The following is a 17,696-nucleotide window of genomic DNA, read 5'->3' as shown; positions in this document are numbered from 1 at the left end:
CGGCGAACCCGCCCATCCGCCGGTCGAGCCCAGGGTCCAGGCTCAGCCTAGACCGTCCTAGGTAGCGACCGGTCACCGCGGGCGACACTCGCCAGGACCCTGCATCGATCGAATGTCGCATGTCGAAGTGGCCGGATACGTCAGGTACAACAGGAAGGCGCGGGTCACGCTCCAACTCTGCACCATCAATGCCGCGAACCAGCCGGGCGCGCTGGCCGGAGGCGCCCGCAACAAAGGACCATGCCGATGTCGGCCGCCACCGAACGGTCAGTTCGCCGCCCAGGATATTCGCGTCGCCAGCGTTACGCGTCGCCACAAGGCCGGAATTAAGAAGATAGTCCGACTGAACGTCCGACCAGATGGAGCTGAACGCGCCAACTTCAACCTGAAGCCTGCCCCCGTCCGAAGTGCGTCGAAATCCAGCTTCGAATGCGACCAACTGATCGGCATCGTAGCGGCCGGTTTCCACGTTGGTCGGATCAAGGCCCCCGGGCCGGAATGCGGACGCAACGCGAAAGTAGGCCAACGAGGCGGAGGAGGGCAACCATGACAGCGTCGCGCTGGGCGATACGCCCCATAAAGACTTGGACCGAACTTCGGTTCCGACATCGTCGTCGCGGTCCTCCTTGACGGTCGAGCGGAAAACGCGGATGCCAAGGCCGAGACGAAGACCATCGATAAGGGGTCGGCTACCCTCGGCAAACATGGCTGTTTCGGTGACGCTTCTTGACGCGTCCAGCAAATCTGCGATCATCGGGCTGATTTCCGATGCTCGGCCGCGAGCGCCGCTACGGGATGAGAGATAGGAAACGCCCAAAGCCCAAGGCGTTCGGCCGCTTTTGTTCGCAAGGCGGATTTCCTGGTCGAATACCTGATATGTGCGGGTTTCGGCATACCGCAGCGGCGCGGTCAGACCGAGGGACGAGGCCGCGCTGCTCGCGTCGTCAACCTTCAGCGTCCTCTGCGTTGCTAGGCTTGTAGAGACGGTCAGGGCATAAGGCCCAAGCTCACCTTGCAGGACGCCCGAGGTGAGCCAGACATTATTCGACCGTGGCTCCGGCGTCCGGTCTGCGCGTGTCAGCTCTTCCTTGTCGCGATCCACATATTTGCTGTCGAGCGCGCGGATGTTCTGACCGGCGCCAATGAGGTCAAAAGTCCACCCCTCGCTTGGGACAACGCGAAGCGACGCTCTGGTGCCGCGCACGACCGTTCGGTTGACGTCCGAGCGACCTCCAGCGTTGTTGATCCAGCCTGGCGCGACATCGACGTAGCCCACCAACCGCAAGGCGGCCTGATCCTGGCGCACGGGTAAGTTGACGACGCCCTCGACCGACGCGCCGACACCGTGACCCGGGAGGCCGGCGAGACGCTGACGGGAGCGACCGGCAAATTGGCCCAAATCGGGCGCAATGGTCATCACGCGGTAGACGCCGCCCAGTGCTCCCGTGCCGTAAAGCGGCCCCTGCGGTCCCTTCAGTACCTCGACCCGATCCACATCAACCATTCGGAAGTCGGGATCGGGCGCGTCGTAAGTGATCCGGGCCTCGTTCAGGTACACGCTCACCGGGGATTGTCCGAAGCCAATAAACGGACTGTCGGCTATGCCCCGCAAGAACAATCGGCTCGCACCTGGCCCGCCATTCGTAGCAATCAATCCCTGAACCTGGGTCGCCACCGCCGACGTGCCAGCGTCCGAGCCCGCGGCGGCGCTTCCATCCAGTAGGGGTCGTTTGCGGGAGGGGGCGAAATCCTACGCTAAGGATTTGGGCCAGCGATATTCGCCGGTGAGGTTGATGTGCTCCCATCCCAGCGGCGAGACATGGGCGAGGAGATGGGGCGGGACGGCAAAGCCATCAGCGGCTCGGCTGCTGACGACTTCTCCGAGCTTCATCGTGTTCCAGAATATGATGGTGGCGGCCAGCAAGTTCATGCCGGCGATGCGATAATGCTGGCCTTCGCCTGAGCGATCCCGGATTTCACCGCGCCGATGGAAGCTGATAGCGCGCTTCAGGGCATGATGGGCTTCGCCTTTGTTGAGGCCGATCTGGGCCTGGCGCTGCAAGCCGGCGTCGAGAATCCAGTCGATCATGAACAAGGTTCGTTCGACCCGGCCGACTTCCCGAAGGGCGAGCGCCAATTCGTTCTGGCGAGGATAGGATGCCAACTTGCGTAGAATCTGGCTGGGGGCGACAATGCCGGCGGCGATCGTGGCCATGATGCGCAGGATGTCGGGCCAGTTCCGCTCGATCAGGGGTTCGTTGATTTTCCCGCCGACCAGACCCCGCACGTTGGCGGGCGTTGCGCTGGGAGTGAAGGCATAGAGCCGCTTTTGAGGCAGGTCACGGATGCGCGGCGCGAACCTGTAGCCTAGAAGGGCGCAGGCGGCGAACACATGATCGGTAAAGCCGCCCGTGTCGGCGAAATGCTGACGGACATGGCGGCCTGCATCGTTCATCAGCAGCCCGTCGAGAATATAGGGCGCCTCGCTGACGGTCGCCGGGATGACCTGCGTGGCGAATGGCGCATATTGATCGGAGACATGGCTGTATCCTTTTAGGCCCGGGACATGGCCGTATTTGGCGTTGACCATGTTCATCGCCTCGCCTTGTTCGGTGGCGAGGAAGAACTGTCCATCGCTGGAGGCGGAATGCCCCTGTCCCCAGAACGCGGCCATGGGAAGCGCACCATGCGCCTCGACTATCATCGCAAGCGCTCGATCATAGGCGGTGCCTTCGACATGCCAGCGTGCGATCCGCAGCAATTCCCAGAAGCTGTGCGTGTTGGTCGCCGCCGCCATCTTGCGCAGGCCGAGATTGACGCCTTCCGCCAGCAATATGTTCATCAGCCCGATCCGATCCGCGCAGGGCGCGCCGGTGCGCAAATGGATGAAGGCTTCAGAAAACCCTGTCCGCTCATCGACTTCCAGCAGCAGGTCGGTAATCCTGGCGGGCGGAAGCTGCTGATACAGATCGAGCACGAGATCCTCTGCACCTTCCGGTGTGTCAGCCTTGAGCTTGTCGATATGAAGCCTGCCATTCTCGATAATTCCGCCGGGGATCGCCCCAGCCCGCGCCGCACGACCCAGTTCCTTCAGCCGTTCATCCAGTCGGACCTTACGTTCCGCGAGCCATTCATGGGGCCGCAGCGGCACGGCGAGGCGAGTGGTATGCTCTATCGCCTGAGCCGGGACCAGTATCTGCTTGAGATCGGCATAGCGACGCGACCCCGCCAGCCATATGTCGCCGGATCTGAAGGCGTCGCGGATATGGAACAGCACCGCTATCTCCCACAGCCGGTGGTCGCCGGCGGGCTGAGCGCGAAGATGGCGATGCCATTTCGAGTTCGGGCGCAGGAAGTCGATCGGCGGCGCGGCTTTGATACCGCGTTGCAGGATTGTAACCGCAGCCAAGAGGGGCGTGGCGACCGGCGCCGCCTGCATGTCGAGCAGGCGTAGCATCCGGGGGGCGTAGAGGCGAAAGCGATGATAGCCGTCCAAGACGCGGCTGAGGGGATCGGCCGCAAGGACGTTGGTCAATGCCGAGGCCGTGGCGACAAGGGTCCTGAGCCGTTCCCAGCCTGGTCCCATGGCGATGATCCCGTCCAGCGCCGCGCCATCTTCCTGTGCCCGCAGCAATGCGCCGCCGATTTCGGCGAAGGACTTCAGCGTGTCCCGGACAGCCGCCTTTTCGTCGGCGATCTTGGTGCTGCAAAGGCGCTCGGACGCCCGATAGAGACGGCCGACGATGCGGTCATGGGTTTCTACGACGACATCAGCCAGCGATGCCCGCCATTCCAGGGCACACACCGCGAGGATCGCTAGCCGCCTTTCTTCGGGCAGGTCGCGCATACCATCGGCATAATAGCGTTCACCCTGCCGGCGCAGCCGGGCTACTCTGTGCGCCGGCACGCCGGCCACGAGGTCTGCGGGAAGATCGACGCCCTGGAGATATTCCAGTCGATCCATCAGCCGGTTAGCGGCAGCGGAGTTCGCGCCTACCTCGAATTGCCGCAGCCAAACAAAGCGGGTGACGCGGCCGTCCACAGTATCCTCCAGCAAAGCCGCCAACTGCTCGCCAAAGGCAGGCGTGATCCGCCGAGCGATACGATCCTCGATCCGGCGCTCGGCATCGACCAATGCGTCGGCGCACAGCCGTTCGATCGTCGAGGGAGCTGGTAGGATCGTGCGTAAACGGCGGCATTCCAGGACAAAGCGGCGGGCGAGATCCTCGTTGGATGTCGCCGACTCTGCCTCCCGCGCGATCCATTCGCGCAGATCGCGTGCGCCGCGCCCAGAAAAGGCGCGGTAGCCATAGATTCTGCGCAGGTCCGCCAGATGCTCGTGTCGCGTTTCCTCGCGCATGGCATAGGGAAGCAGATCATCGCTGCTCAGCCCGAGCTGGGCAGCGATAAAATCCGTCACTGGCGCCGGGATCACTTCGCCCGGCGCCAGCACCCGACCGGGGTAACGCAGCGCGCACAATTGCAGCGCGAAGCCGAAACGATTGTGAGGTCGGCGGCGCTGCCGGATATGTCCGAGATCCTCATCGCTGAGGGTGTAATGCCGCAGCAACTCGCCCTGATCGACCGGCAAACAGAGTAGCGCGTCGCGCTGGCGATCGGTCAGGGTCACGCGACGGGGCATGCATGTTCCTTTTTCTTTCCGACTCAATGTTTGAGATAGCTTGATTGCGATGCTGGTTGAGATACACAATGGCGTAGTCAAATGCCTATGCCCGCACCGCCACCTCAAACCTTCGTTTGTGATCCATGCTGATTGGGTACGCCCGTGTGTCCAAAGCCGATGGATCGCAGTCACTCGACCTGCAACATGATGCCCTTCGCGCCGCCGGCGTCGAGCCCGACAATATCTATGACGATCGCGCGTCCGGCAGCCGCGACGACCGCCCCGGCCTTACTGCCTGCCTCAAATCGCTGCGCGATGGTGATGTCCTGATCGTGTGGAAACTCGACCGGCTCGGCCGCACGCTCACCCATCTGGTCAGCACCGTGCAGAACCTGTCGGATCGCGGCATTGGCTTGCGCGTGCTCACCGGCAAGGGCGCGCAGATCGACACCACCACACCATCAGGCCGCATGGTGTTCGGCATTTTCGCCACCCTGGCGGAATTCGAGCGGGATATGATCCGCGAGCGCACCATGGCGGGCCTCGCCGCTGCCCGCGTGCGGGGACGCAAGGGAGGTCGAAAATTTGCGCTCTCCAAGGCGCAGGTGCGTCTCGCACAGGCCGCCATGGCCCAGCGCGACACCTCCGTCTCCGATCTATGCAAGGAACTCGGGATCGAGCGCGTCACGCTCTACCGATACGTCGGCCCCAAAGGTGAACTCAGGGATTATGGCAAGCGCGTCCTCGGCTTAGCGTAGGATTTCGCCCCCTCCCGCAAATGACCCCTGGATGGGCGCCATGAGATTGAGCGCGATCTGGCCTTCGACCTCGGCGTCCGACATCTCTTCGGTGGCGCCGATCACGCCGCCGCCGGCGTTGTTGACCAGAATATCGACGGGTCGACGCGCCTGCGCCCGGGCCACGACCGCAGCAATATCGTCCTTGACCGTGACGTCGAGCGCTTCGACGCGCAGCTGGCTCGGATATTTCGCCGCGAGATCATCGAGGCTTTCGGGCTTGCGGGCCGTCGCGGTAAGGTCGTCGCCAGCGGCCAGGATCAGTTCGGCCAGATGGCGGCCGATGCCGCTGGACGCGCCCGTGAGAAACCAGTGATTGGACATATGTTACTCCATATATTACCAACTGGTAGGTAACTTGAAACCTGGAATGCGTCAATGCTTGGAGGTGTGATGAAGCAACGAACCCGGCGGAATGCCGCACAGAGCCGCGAGACGCTCCTGGCTGCAGCGACCGAGGAGTTCGCGTCCCATGGGCTGGCGGGCGCGCGGATCGACCGGATTGCGCAGGCGGCGGGTATCAGCAAGCCGATGCTCTACACCTATTTCGGGGACAAGGAGGCGCTCTTCGATGCCGCGCTGACGCAGGAAGTGATGGACGCGGCGCAGGCCGATCGCTTCGATCCCAATGATCTTGAGGGTTATGCGGGGCGCACCTATGACTTGCTGGTCGAACGCCCGCGCCTGTGGAGGCTGCTGACCTGGCATCATTTGGAGCGTGGCCAGGATGTTCTGATGCTCCCGGCCGGCGAGGTCCTTCTCGGGGAGAAGCTGGACGGGATCGCAGCGGCGCAGGCCGAGGGGCGGATCGTCGCCGACTTCACGCCCCTGGATGTCGTCCGGCTTGTCGCCGCCCTCACCCAGCTCTGGTGCATGACCGGAGCTGCACGCGACGCTGCCGAGCACGCGGCGCGCCGGGCGACGATCATGCGGGCGGTGGGGCGACTGCTGCGCGTGTGATCGTGCGAGGCGCGAGCTGCACGCCCGCGCGCCGACCGGGACACAGCAAGCATTTTTCGCAACCTGCCGTACTGCCCAGCGGCAAAATCAGGGCGGCTCATGCACAAGCCGGCCCGTCGGCTCCGCGGATGCGATCGACGTTCGAGGACTGCGCCGCCACTGCCGAACCGGATTGGATCATCGCCAAGTGACCCAGTGGCTGCGCGACGATCTCAGGTCGCCGGACTCGTCGCACGACGTTTCGTCAGGAGTCGTTTCATCTGCCTCAAAAGGCGAACCTGCGGCTCAATCCGGAAGAAGGCGCGACACATCCAGGAAACGAGGATCAAATGCGGTCCGCATCGGTATTACTTTCCCTGGCGCGTGCAAGCTCAGCAAAGGACTAATGTTCCCGGAGCATCTCTAGCGCTATACCTAGGTATATCACGCCGACACCAATAACATGTGATCATGCCGCTTCGCATTCTTGCCGGCCAAATGTCCCGATCATCAAATCGAAGCGTGCGAGGCTGTATTACGATATGATATTCTATCTTCTATCTCAGCAGCTTTGCAAATGAGCGCTCGCAAAAATATCTCTTCAGTCATGAGGGTTCGACGTCTGGCGTGCGTATTATAGCTATATCTATATCTAAATTTCACGAGAATAAGGTATTGGAAAAACAGGAAAAATACTGTTGACCTGTATATACAACTGATGTTGTCTGTGGCTGTTCTAAAACGTCAGGGGGATTGCACATGACCATCAGGATGGCCCTGCTCGGCAGCGCCGCCATCGTCGCGGGCTACGCCGCGCCGGCTCTCGCTCAGGCCGATCCGACACCGCAGCCAAAAGCACAAGTCCTGGGGGATGACAGCGACATCGTCGTTACCGGCTCACGAATCCGTCGGCAGGATCTGGCCGGGGTTGGACCGGCCACCGTGGTCACCGCCGAGCAGATCCAAAATACCGGCATCGTCAATATCGAAACCGCCTTGCAGCGTTTGCCGGCCAATGCCGGCTTCGCGGGCAACCAGACATCGGCCTACTGGACCAACAACGGTTATGGCACTGCTCAGGTCAATCTGCGCGGCCTCGGCATCAAGCGCACACTCGTGCTCCTCAACGGCCGACGCCTCGTCGCGGGCGGCACCGGCGCCAATTCCTCACCCGATCTCAACATGATCCCGGTCGTGGCGCTGGCACGCACCGATGTCCTCAAGGATGGCGCGTCCGCTATCTACGGGGCCGATGCCATGGCCGGCGTGGTCAACCTTGTCACGCGCACCGATTATGAAGGCCTGGGTCTCAGCGTCCGACAAGGCATTACCGAGCGCGGCGACGGCTCCGATCTCACCGCGGACCTACTTTGGGGCATTCGCAACGATCGTGGCGGGTTCATGGCAGCAGTCACCTACCAGAAGACCAGCGCCGTCAACATGGCCTCGCGTGCGCCCTGCTCGCTCGCTGAAACGACGCCGGGCTCGCTGAGCTGCGTCAACAGCGCCTCGACGATCGGCGGACGCGCGGTGCTGCCCAACGGCCAACAGATCAACTTCAACCAGGTACCCGGAGGGAACGGGAACTTCTACGAGCCTTACAGTCCCGCCAAGCACAACTTCAACTCGAACCCGTTTCTCAATGCGGTCAGCCCAGTCGAGCGCGTCAGCACGGCCTTCTTCGCGGACTATGCGCTGACCGACGGTATCCAGGCGTTCGGCGAGTTCCTCTATACGTTCCGCAAGTCGAATCAGATCGCGACACCCGGCACGCTGCGCAATCTCTCGATACCAGCCAGCAATCCGACCAATCCGACCGGCCAGAACCTGGTCCTGGCCCAGCGCCGCCTCGCCGAACCCGGCGCGCGCCACTTCTTCCAGGAGACCGATACCTGGCAAGGCACCTTCGGGCTGCGCGGCAAGCTGGCGAACGACTGGGCCTGGGAAGTCGCGGGCAGCTTCGGGCGTAACACGGCCGTCGACGGCTCGACCAACATCGCCAATCTCGAGCGCGTCGCGAACACGCTCGACAGGAGCAAATGCTCCAGCACGGCGGGCGCGGCCATCCCCTGCGGTGACTATCTTGGGTTCGGAGACCTGACACCTCAGGTTCTGGATTATATTCTGTTCACCTCGCGCGATCGCGGAGGCAACGAACTCGGCACGGTCACGGCTGACCTCAACGGCGATCTCTTCTCCCTTCCAGCCGGCGCGGTGTCCTTCGCCACCGGCGTGGTCTATCGGCGCGAAAAAGGCTGGCGCGATCCCGACCCGTTGACGGTGCTCGGCGTGGCGAACGTCAATCAGCAGGATCCTATTTCGGGCTCGAGCACCGCCAAGGAAGCCTATCTCGAGCTATCGGTGCCGGTGCTTGCCAACACAGCTTTCGCCAAGGCGCTCACGCTCGATGGCGCAGTCCGCTACTCAGACTATAATCTCTTCGGGAGCGACTGGAATTACAAGCTCAGTGCCGACTGGGTAGTCAATGACAGCATCCGTCTGCGCGGCACTTATGGGACGGGCTTTCGCATTCCCAACGTGCCGGAGCTTTTCGGCGGCGTCTCGGAAGGCAATCTGACCACGACCGATCCCTGCTCGCGCTACACCTCCAGCGGCAACGTGACCTTGATCGCCAATTGTCAGGCGTCCGGTGTGCCGGCCAACTATACGCAGCTCGGCACCACGATCCTCACCACAGTGGGCGGTAACCAGAGCCTTCGGCCCGAAAGCTCCACGACCTGGACCGTTGGTACGGTGATATCGCCGCGCGGCATCATCCCAGGGTTGTCGCTGACGGCAGACTGGTTCGACATCAAGATCAAGGACGCGATCCGGGCCATTCCCGGCTCGACCAAGCTCGCAGTCTGCTATGCGAGCCAGAACCTGTCGCACCCGTTCTGCAGCGACTTTACGCGCAGCGCGCTGACCGGCGAGGTCACTTACCTCTCCGCCCAGCCCATCAACACCGGCCGCGAGGAGATGAATGGTCTCGATCTGGGTCTGGTGTACAGTGGTGCGGTGGGCGAGGTGAAGATCTCCTTGGATCTCAACATGACCTATCTCAACAAATATGTCGTAAACCCCTTCCCCGGCGGCGCGCCGATCTATTTCGACGGGTTTATCGGGGGCGGCAATGGCGGCTATCCGAAATGGCGTGGTTATGGCGTGCTGACGGCGGAAAAGGACGGCATCAGCGCGACCTGGTCGACACAATGGATCGGCAAGGCGACCGACTTCAACGCATCGGCCGGCGACATCGGCTACCGCACGCCGAACGTCTTCTACCACAATCTTCAGCTTGCCTTCGCGATCGACGAGAAGACACGTTTCCAGATCGGGGCCGATAATCTGTTCGACCGCAAGGCGCCCTATATCCAGAGCTTCACCGATGCCAACACCGACACGATGACCTATGATCTGCTCGGACGGCGCTTCTACGCCGGCTTCCGAACCGCGTTCTGAAGGGCAGCACATGGCAATTCGCTGGCCTTTGGTCATCCGCCGGACGCACAAGTGGCTGGCCCTGATCGTCGGCGTCCAGGTTCTGCTCTGGACGCTGACCGGCTTCTATATGGTGGCCGTCCATATCGACATCATCCATGGCGACGATCTGGTCCGCCCACCGGTCGTCGCCCCCATCGACCTTGCGAGCTTCGTCCCGCCGGCGCGGATTGTTCAATCGGCTCCCGACGCGTCCGAGATCCGCCTGCAACGGTTCATGGATCAGCCCGTCTGGCGCGCGCAAACCTCGGGTGGTCCAAGACTCTTCGATGCAGGTTCGGGACAGCCCATCCCCGATTTGAGCGAGGCACAAATCCGCGCCGCCGCTCGGCGCATCTACAGCGGCACCGGGGACATCGTCGCAGCCCGGCTGCTGACGACGGCGCCACTGGAAATGCAGGCGCGCAAGCCTCCCTATTGGCAGGTCGAATTCGATGCCTGGAACCGGCCAACCCTGTATCTCTCTCCGCAGACCGGTGAGCTGATCTCGCGCCGCCATGCGCTGTGGCGCGTGTTCGATTTCGCGTGGATGCTGCACATCATGGACTATGACGATCGCTCCGACGTCAACAATCCGCTGCTGCGCGTGGCGACCTGGAGTGCCCTTGCCATGGCGCTGGCCGGGGCTTGGCTGCTGCTTTGGTCGTTCCCGCGGCGCAGGAAGAAGAAGGGATGAAGAAAATCCGGTTCACCCCGCTCTTTTTTCGGCGCATCCACAAATGGGTCGGCCTGATCCTGGGCGTGCAGTTTCTCCTTTGGGCTCTGAGCGGCTCGATGATGGCCTTGCTCGATCAGGAGAAGGTCGGCGGACACAGTGCGCAGGCCAGCCATCAGCACGCCCTACCTGCCGGTGACTATATTGCGCCGGCAAAGCTCGCTCTTGATGGTCCCGTGCTCGGCATCGCCTTGCGGTCCCTTGCCACACGCCCCGTCTACGAGCTTCGATCCACCACGGGCACGCGGCTAATCGACGCGACGAGCGGCGCCCCGGTTCGGGTCGACGAGCAGGTCGCGCGCGACGTCGCGACGATGGTGAATGAAGCACCGATCCGCAAGGCAACGTTGCTCGCCGAACCGAATGTGGAAGCGCGCGAGCACGAAGGCACCATGTGGCGACTGGATTTCGCGGACGCAGAGAACAGCAGCGCCTACATCTCCGCCGACACCGGCCGATTCCTGGTCATGCGCGGCGACACATGGCGCACCTGGGATTTCTTCTGGATGCTCCACAATATGGACTATGTGAACCGCACCAGCTTCAATCACCCGCTGATCGTCTTCGTTGCGTTCGGTACTTTGTGGCTGTCGGGGACGGGCTTCTACCTGCTGTTTAAGAGCTTCAGTCGCGCCGACGTGCGATGGTTGCGGCGCAGGCGCAAATCGGCCGTCAAGTTGGGCGCGGGCTGATCGCTAGGTCCCAACAGAAAAAGCCGCCGATAGCTCGAACCGATTGCCCGGGTGCGTGAGCCAAGCGTGCGATACGAGACGTCCGCGACTCCAGGTTCTGCGCGTCATCATTAGCACTGGTTCTCCTTCAGCGAGGCCCAGCATTGTTCGCATGGCTGTATCCGGCATCGCCGCGCACACCCGGTGCTCTACTCGCTCGAGCGGGGCAACACGTGTCAGATATTCATTCGGCGTCGAGGCGCTGAAATCCCTCTCTCCGTAGCGTGGCGCAGCAGATGCCAGCACAAAGCGCTCCTCGACCTGAATTGGGAATTCGGTCTCGTGATGGACGATAAGCGAATGGAAGAGGCGCGTGCCCAAGCCGACTTCCAGCAGAGCTGCCCTTTCCGCATCAGCCCGTATCTCGATATTATAAATGACGCGCGCGCGATAGGCGTGGCCCCTGCCGCGCACCTCCTCCGCGATGTTGCGGATCTCGATCAGCTGCCCGATCGGCCGGGGCTCGGCGACAAAGCTGCCCCGCCCCGCCCGCCGTACCACGACACCGGCCGATTGCAGTTCCCGCAACGCCCGGTTTGCGGTCATGCGCGAGACTTTGAACGTCTCGACGAGCTCGGCCTCTGACGGCGTCTGGTCGCCGGGCTTCAGGCGACCTTCCCGGATGTCCTCGAAAATGCTGTCTTTGATCGCCACATAGCGAGGTTGCTTCTCCGCACCGGCAGCGTCGACCGCGGGTTCGCCCACAGAAGCAGCTTTCGTCCGGGGAGCGGATGCGCGGCTATGGGGGCGAGCGGGAGCATGCATCAAATGACTATACAGGTGGGGGCGAGCAAGTCCCAGTCATTCAAACAGGAAATCACCAGCGAGAGCCGAGGCGTGCGTGATCAATGCCGCGCGAAGACCTTCTGGCCCGAACTGCCGAACGACACCACCGCATAGGGTTGGCGGGCGGCGCCTGCCACTTCCATGCCCTCCGAGCCGATCGGCATCCCCGCCACCGCAATGCCTCTGACGCCTACGGGACGGGTTGCCAGCAGGCGCTTGATATCGGCGACCGGGACATGGCCCTCGATCAGATAGCCATCAACCATCGCGCTGTGGCAGGATGCCAGCGTGCCCGGCATGCCGGCCCTCCGCTGAAGCGCCCCGCGCGACGCATCGTCGCGCATGACGACCGTGCGGCCCAGCTTCGCGCGAAGCGCCTGGGCCCACTTCTCACAGCATCCACAACCCGGGTCCCGGTGGACGACGACATCATTCGCCGCAAGCGCTGCGCCGGGCAGGGCGAGGAACAGCAAGGCGGCAGAAAGACGGGTCTTCATGAACGGCTCCCGGAAGCATGCGATAGGGTTCCTAATGATCTATACGCATTGATGCCCCCTACCCCTCATCACGCTGAAGATTTCACGATGGCGCGCGGCCTCCAGGCGAGCGGCAAGGACACAAGCAGCGCCAGCGACAGACCACCAATCCCCCACAAGACTAAGTGCTGCGCCCCGGGAGCGACGACGGCGATCGCCAGCGGCGCGAGCGCCTGCCCGATGCTGGCGGCGGAATGCTGGAGACCGAGCTTCAGACCCGAAGGGGCTGCCGCACCGCTGATCCAGAAGCTGGTGACCAATCGAAGGGTTGCCGAGCTCCAGCCGGCAGCAACGATGATCCCACTGAGTTCGGCCATGCTCGCGGCGACAGGGAACAGGAAGAGCGCCGCAGCCAGCAGGCCGAGCGTCAGCCCCGCAAGCCGCCTCGGCATGGTCACCAGCCAATCGAGCCTCGCATGGAAGATCTGTGCTGCCAGCATGCCCAATCCGCAGAGACTGAGCATCCAGGCGATCTCTTCGCGGCTCAGCGAAATGACGCTCCGCGTCACCAGGAGATTGACATGCATCGCCGCCAGCCCGCCGCCCGCGACGATCGTGACGAAAAGCAGGATCAGCGTCGCGCCGAGCGTCGGCGCGGGCAGGTCTCCGCCATCGATGCAAGGTGCACACCAGCGCGGCAGACGCACGGCGCAAAGCGCCGCCCCGACGGCACCGATGCCGAAAGCGAGGATCATGAGGGGAGCGCGGGGCAGGATCGCGGCCGAGACCTCCGCCACCAGCGGACCGGCGAGATCGCCCAGAAACAAGAAGGCGGTCAGCCAGGTGAAGCGCCGCGCCTGGTCCGCGCGCTCGTTTGCGGCAAAGCTCGCGCAGAGCAAGCCCAACGGTATGATGGCGGCCGACGCCATCCCCGCCACCAGGCGCAATGCATAAAGCTCAGGCAGCCCGACGAGGCCGATCGGCGCGGTCACCAGGGCGAGGATGACCAGCGCTGCGCGCAACATCGCCCGATAGTCGACCCGGTCCGCGATCCAGCCCCAGAGCGGCGCCGCCAGCAAGGCTGCCAGGGGATGGACCGCGGTCAGGCTCGCGACATGAAAATCATGAGCGCTTGACGATAGCGCGCCACGAGCCGGGTCGACCAGTGCCGGAAGGAAGGCGAGAATGGCCGTCTGTCCCGCCGACGCCGCAGCCGCCGCGAGCAACAAGACGAAAAAGGAGGCCGGCCAGCGACCGTTGGCTTGCGATCCAGCCTTGTCACGCGGCGCGTTCGCGGTCGACCCCTCGAGTGGCCATCCGCGGATCACCACCAGGCGCGCAAGCCGATCACCAGCCTGTGTTCGGAAGGCCCTTCCCCGCGCAGGCGACGGAAATCGGCCGTGCCGTCAAATGCGCGCTCCCAGACGAAGCCGATATAGGGCGCGAACTTGCGCGACACCTCGTAGCGCAACCGTCCGCTCAGCTCGACATTGCTGAAGCCGCTGCCGAGCTGCCGATCGCTCGACCGCTTCGAATAGATATTGGTCTCCACCTGCGGCGTAAGGATCAACCGATTGGTGAACAAGACCTCATAGGACGCCTTGGCGCGCGCCGCGAGACGCCCATCGGTTCCTACATAGCCGGTGAGCTGGACGTCGAACCAATAGGGCGCCAGTCCCTCGACGCCGGCGGCCAGCCAGGTGGTCGCACCCTTGCCGAGATCCTGCCTGACCCCGAGCAGCGTGCCCCAGAACGGGTTCTTGCTGTGCCACCACAGCGCCTCGACGCTGCTCTCCGGATCGAGACGTTGGTCGCGGGAGTTCTTGAGCCCCTGGCTGCGCAGCCAGAGCTTGTCATTGTCCTGACCCTTGGTGACGAGCACGGTCCAGCCCACGCCCTGACCCTCGTTGCCGCTGGTGAACTCAAGCTCATCGACAAGTATCTTGGGGATTGAGAGCTTGTCGGCCATCTCATAGCCCGGCAGCGTCGAGTTGCGGTAGCCGTCGGCATAATCGTCCGAGTTGCGCGCGTCCGGCGGGGCCTGGCCGCCCTGCATCGAGCCCATGTCCATCGTGGCGCCGTTACCGGACGCCTTCGTGTCGGTCATATCCATGCCCGGCATGTCCATGCCCGCATGGTCCTGAGAGCCTTGCGCGGAAGGGGTGTGCTGAGCGGGAGTGGCCGTTTGGGCAGGGGTGGCGGCGGGCGACGGGGGCGAGGCATCCTGCGCGAGGGCGGGAGCCGTGATCGCCGGCGCCAGGAAGAGGGCAGCGCCAAGAGCGATGCCGCGCGAGGGGAAAATCCGGATCATGCGACCACCACCTCCCGGAACATGCCGGCCGCCATGTGATAGAGCAGATGGCAGTGGAAGGCCCATCGGCCCATGGCGTCGGCGGTGACGCGGAAGCTCACCCGCTGGGCGGGCTGGACCACGACCGTATGCTTGCGGACCTGGAAGGCGCCGTCCGGGCCTTCGACATCGCTCCACATGCCGTGCAGATGCATCGGATGCGCCATCATCGTGTCGTTGACGAAGGTGACGCGCAGCCGCTCGTTTGGCTTGAAATGAAGCGGCCTGGAATCGTTGAGCTTGATGCCGTCGAGCGACCAGATGAACCGTTCCATATTGCCCGTCAGATGCAGCTCGATGTCGCGCTCGGGCTCGCGCGGGTCGGGATCGCCGCCCGGCGTGCGCAGATCGGCCAGCGTCAGCACGCGCCAGCCGCGCCCGCGCAGCCCGGCGCCGGGATCGTCGAGATTGGTGCGCGGATAGTCGACGCGCATGTCGGTATTGGCGCCATATTCGGTGCGGGCGTGCCGTGCCCTGGCCGGCATCTCGGTCATGCCGTGCCCGGCATGCGCGTCGCCTCCCATTGCGCCCATCGTCGCCATCGCGCCCATCATGTCGACCGGCTCGAGCCAGGTCCGGGCATCGAGCGGCGGCACGGCTGCCGCCATGCCCGGGGCCGGTGCGATCGTGCCACGCGCATAGCCGCTCCGATCGATCGCCTGCGCGAAGATGGTGCGGGCGCCGCCCTCGGGCATGGTGAACTCGACGTCGTAGGTCTCGCCCGGGCCGATCCGGAATTCCTCGACCGTGACCGGCTCGACCGGCTGCCCGTCGGTCGATACGACCGTCAGCTCGACCCCGGGGATCCGCACGTCGAAGAACGTCGCCGTCCCCGCGCCGACGAAGCGCAGGCGCACGCGCTCGCCGGGCGCGGCGATACCGGTCCAGTTGCCGGCGGGCGGCGCGCCGTTCATCAGATAGGTGTAGGTCGCGGCAGAGACATCGCTGTAGTCGGTCGGGTTCATCCGCGAGCTGTTCCACATCCGCCGCCGCTCGAGCGCCTTGCCCAAGCCCATGGTGCCGACATCCTTGAGGAAATCGCCGGCGGTCGGCTGCGCAAAATTATAGTAGCTGCTCTGCTTCTTGAGATTGAGGAAGATCTGCAGCGGCGGCTCGTCCGACCAGTCGCTGAGCACGATGCAATAGTCGCGATCGGGCGCCCGCGCCGTCGGCACCTGTTTTGGCTCCACGATGATCGCTCCATAGAGTCCCGTCTGCTCGGCGAGCGTGTGAGCGTGATACCAGTAGGTTCCGCTCTGGCGGACCTCGAAGCGATAGGTGAAGGTCTCGCCCGGCGCGATGCCGGCAAAGCTGATGCCGGGCACGCCGTCCATCTCCGCCGGCACGATGATGCCGTGCCAATGGATGCTCGACATCTCCTTGAGGCCGTTGCGCACACGGAGCGTGACCGTATCGCCTTCGCGCAGGCGCAGGACCGGCGCGGGCACGCTGCCGTTCACGGCAGTCGCAATACGGCGCTTGCCGGTGAAGTTGACTGGCAGCTCGGCGATCTCGAGGTCGAACTCGGTCCCGCTCAGCTCAGCGGGCAAGGTTGGGGCGGATCGCGCGAGAAGCGCCGGGGCGAAACCGGCGACCGCGCCGCCGATCGCCAGCCCCTGGACGAAACGGCGCCGCGCGATCGGCCGGATATGTAAGGGAGACATGAACTGTACTTTCGCGAAGACGGGTTCAGGCGAGGTCGAGGACGATCCGGCCCTCGATGTCGCCATGATGCATGCGGGAGAAGACGTCGTTGATGTTCTCCAGCTTGTCTGCATGGACCGTGGCCTTGACCTTGCCCTCGCCGGCGAACGCCAGTGCCTCGAGCAGATCGAGCCGCGTGCCGACGATCGAGCCGCGCACGGTAATGCCGTTCAGCACGGTGTCGAAGATCGACAACGGGAAGTCGCCCGGCGGCAGGCCGTTGAGCGCGACCGTGCCGCCGCGCCGGACCATGCCGAGCGCCTGCTGGAACGCCTTGGGCGAAACGGCGGTCACCAGCGCCCCGTGCGCGCCGCCAATGGCTTTCTTGAGCGCTGCCGAAGGGTCCTCGTTGCGCGCGTTGACCGTCAGTGTGGCGCCAAGGCGTGTAGCGAGGTCGAGCTTGCTATCGTCGATGTCGACCGCGGCCACATTGAGACCCATGGCTCGGGCATATTGCACCGCCATGTGGCCGAGCCCGCCAATGCCGGAGACGACCACCCACTCGCCGGGTCGGGCCTCGGTGGCCTTCAATCCCTTGTAGACGGTGACGCCCGCGCAGAGGATCGGCGCAATGTCGAGGAAGTCGACATTGTCGGGAAGGTGACCAACATAGTTGGGATCGGCGAGGACATATTCGGCAAAGCTGCCATTGACCGAATAGCCGGTGTTCTGCTGTTCGTGGCAAAGCGTCTCCCAGCCACCCAGGCAATGCACGCAGTGCCCGCAGGCGGTGTAGAGCCAGGGCACACCGACCCGGTCGCCTTCCTTCACATGGGTGACGCCTGCACCGACGGCGGCGACATGCCCGACGCCTTCATGGCCAGGAATGAAGGGCGGGTTGGGCTTGACCGGCCAGTCTCCTTCTGCCGCGTGCAGGTCGGTATGGCACACGCCGGTTGCCGCAATCTTGACCAGGATCTGCCCGGGGCCGACCGCCGGGATCGGCGCCTCCTCGATGACCAGGGGCTTGCCGAATTCGCGGACGACCGCCGCCTTCATGGTTTTCGCCATGTCCGTTTCTCCTATGATGATTGTCCAGCAGCAAGTGATGGTTCACTGCGGCTGAAGGTTGT

Annotated in this window: 14 protein-coding genes; 5 read left to right on the top strand and 9 right to left on the bottom strand. The window is 63.8% G+C overall.

Features of this window, described 5'->3' with window-relative positions; all coding sequences use genetic code 11:
- Both AX724_RS05325 and AX724_RS05320 read right to left on the bottom strand, forming a co-directional pair.
- Window positions 1-1,675: TonB-dependent receptor (locus tag AX724_RS05325; protein WP_197421470.1), on the bottom strand; the 1,675-nt coding region annotated here is incomplete at its 3' end.
- Between the two features lie 75 nt (window positions 1,676-1,750).
- Window positions 1,751-4,642 carry a Tn3 family transposase gene (locus AX724_RS05320; protein ID WP_066764150.1) on the bottom strand — a complete coding sequence of 964 codons (2,892 nt, stop codon included), beginning with the start codon at window positions 4,640-4,642 and terminating at the stop codon, window positions 1,751-1,753.
- Window positions 4,643-4,767: 125 nt separating this feature from the next.
- Between AX724_RS05320 and AX724_RS05315 the strand changes: the two genes are divergently transcribed.
- On the top strand, window positions 4,768-5,382 hold the full coding sequence (locus AX724_RS05315; RefSeq protein ID WP_066764148.1) for a recombinase family protein: 615 nt from the start codon (window positions 4,768-4,770) through the stop codon (window positions 5,380-5,382).
- On the opposite strand, the gene AX724_RS05310 is transcribed toward AX724_RS05315, so the two are convergent.
- Window positions 5,374-5,745 (bottom strand): SDR family NAD(P)-dependent oxidoreductase, encoded by a 372-nt coding sequence (locus AX724_RS05310; protein WP_231736474.1) that lies wholly within the window; start codon window positions 5,743-5,745, stop codon window positions 5,374-5,376. The genes AX724_RS05315 and AX724_RS05310 overlap by 9 nt on opposite strands.
- 69 nt (window positions 5,746-5,814) lie before the next feature.
- Between AX724_RS05310 and AX724_RS05305 the strand changes: the two genes are divergently transcribed.
- The 4 genes from AX724_RS05305 to AX724_RS05290 all read left to right on the top strand — a co-directional run bounded on the left by AX724_RS05305 (window position 5,815) and on the right by AX724_RS05290 (window position 11,268).
- On the top strand, window positions 5,815-6,381 hold the full coding sequence (locus AX724_RS05305; RefSeq protein WP_015449258.1) for a TetR family transcriptional regulator: 567 nt from the start codon (window positions 5,815-5,817) through the stop codon (window positions 6,379-6,381).
- A gap of 738 nt (window positions 6,382-7,119) precedes the next feature.
- Window positions 7,120-9,822, top strand: coding sequence for a TonB-dependent receptor domain-containing protein (locus AX724_RS05300; RefSeq protein ID WP_015449259.1), 2,703 nt, complete (start codon window positions 7,120-7,122; stop codon window positions 9,820-9,822).
- Window positions 9,823-9,832: 10 nt separating this feature from the next.
- Window positions 9,833-10,537, top strand: a complete 705-nt coding sequence (locus tag AX724_RS05295; protein ID WP_066520050.1) for a PepSY domain-containing protein — start codon at window positions 9,833-9,835, stop codon at window positions 10,535-10,537.
- A complete protein-coding gene (locus AX724_RS05290; RefSeq protein ID WP_004213137.1) occupies window positions 10,534-11,268 on the top strand; it encodes a PepSY domain-containing protein in 735 nt (244 codons plus the stop codon). Before AX724_RS05295 ends, AX724_RS05290 begins: the two co-directional genes overlap by 4 nt.
- Before the next feature lie 3 nt (window positions 11,269-11,271).
- Here the strand turns inward: AX724_RS05290 and hutC are convergent, their stop codons facing one another.
- The 6 genes from hutC to adhP form a co-directional block, all read right to left on the bottom strand.
- Entirely contained in the window at window positions 11,272-12,012 is a 741-nt protein-coding gene (hutC, locus tag AX724_RS05285; protein WP_004213136.1) for a histidine utilization repressor, read from the bottom strand.
- A gap of 140 nt (window positions 12,013-12,152) precedes the next feature.
- Window positions 12,153-12,590 (bottom strand): DUF411 domain-containing protein, encoded by a 438-nt coding sequence (locus AX724_RS05280; protein WP_004213035.1) that lies wholly within the window; start codon window positions 12,588-12,590, stop codon window positions 12,153-12,155.
- 68 nt (window positions 12,591-12,658) lie between these two features.
- Complete coding sequence (locus AX724_RS05275; RefSeq protein ID WP_015449261.1) at window positions 12,659-13,900, bottom strand: MFS transporter; 1,242 nt, start codon at window positions 13,898-13,900, stop codon at window positions 12,659-12,661.
- The gene (locus tag AX724_RS05270; protein ID WP_015449262.1) at window positions 13,894-14,880 is read right to left on the bottom strand and encodes a copper resistance protein B; all 987 of its coding nucleotides are present in this window, start codon (window positions 14,878-14,880) and stop codon (window positions 13,894-13,896) included. Before AX724_RS05270 ends, AX724_RS05275 begins: the two co-directional genes overlap by 7 nt.
- The gene (locus AX724_RS05265) at window positions 14,877-16,583 is read right to left on the bottom strand and encodes a copper resistance system multicopper oxidase (RefSeq protein ID WP_015449263.1); all 1,707 of its coding nucleotides are present in this window, start codon (window positions 16,581-16,583) and stop codon (window positions 14,877-14,879) included. Before AX724_RS05265 ends, AX724_RS05270 begins: the two co-directional genes overlap by 4 nt.
- Window positions 16,584-16,608: 25 nt before the next feature.
- A complete protein-coding gene (gene adhP / locus AX724_RS05260; RefSeq protein ID WP_037486763.1) occupies window positions 16,609-17,634 on the bottom strand; it encodes an alcohol dehydrogenase AdhP in 1,026 nt (341 codons plus the stop codon).
- Window positions 17,635-17,696: the final 62 nt, after the last annotated feature.

Source organism: Sphingobium sp. CCH11-B1, from assembly GCF_001556865.1.
GTDB lineage: Bacteria > Pseudomonadota > Alphaproteobacteria > Sphingomonadales > Sphingomonadaceae > Sphingobium.
The sequence above is the reverse complement of the archived record's forward strand: the minus strand, read 5'-3'. Positions and strand labels throughout refer to the sequence as shown.

Bases quoted from the DNA above. Each gene is read 5' to 3' on its own strand.
- AX724_RS05280 (WP_004213035.1), bottom strand. From the start codon at position 12,590: ATGAAGACCCGTCTTTCTGCCGCCTTGCTGTTCCTCGCCCTGCCCGGC.
- AX724_RS05270 (WP_015449262.1), bottom strand. From the start codon at position 14,880: ATGATCCGGATTTTCCCCTCGCGCGGCATCGCTCTTGGCGCTGCCCTC.
- AX724_RS05265 (WP_015449263.1), bottom strand. From the start codon at position 16,583: ATGTCTCCCTTACATATCCGGCCGATCGCGCGGCGCCGTTTCGTCCAG.
- AX724_RS05320 (WP_066764150.1), bottom strand. From the start codon at position 4,642: ATGCCCCGTCGCGTGACCCTGACCGATCGCCAGCGCGACGCGCTACTC.
- AX724_RS05290 (WP_004213137.1), top strand. From the start codon at position 10,534: ATGAAGAAAATCCGGTTCACCCCGCTCTTTTTTCGGCGCATCCACAAA.
- AX724_RS05310 (WP_231736474.1), bottom strand. From the start codon at position 5,745: ATGTCCAATCACTGGTTTCTCACGGGCGCGTCCAGCGGCATCGGCCGC.
- AX724_RS05315 (WP_066764148.1), top strand. From the start codon at position 4,768: ATGCTGATTGGGTACGCCCGTGTGTCCAAAGCCGATGGATCGCAGTCA.
- adhP (WP_037486763.1), bottom strand. From the start codon at position 17,634: ATGGCGAAAACCATGAAGGCGGCGGTCGTCCGCGAATTCGGCAAGCCC.
- AX724_RS05295 (WP_066520050.1), top strand. From the start codon at position 9,833: ATGGCAATTCGCTGGCCTTTGGTCATCCGCCGGACGCACAAGTGGCTG.
- AX724_RS05305 (WP_015449258.1), top strand. From the start codon at position 5,815: ATGAAGCAACGAACCCGGCGGAATGCCGCACAGAGCCGCGAGACGCTC.
- AX724_RS05300 (WP_015449259.1), top strand. From the start codon at position 7,120: ATGACCATCAGGATGGCCCTGCTCGGCAGCGCCGCCATCGTCGCGGGC.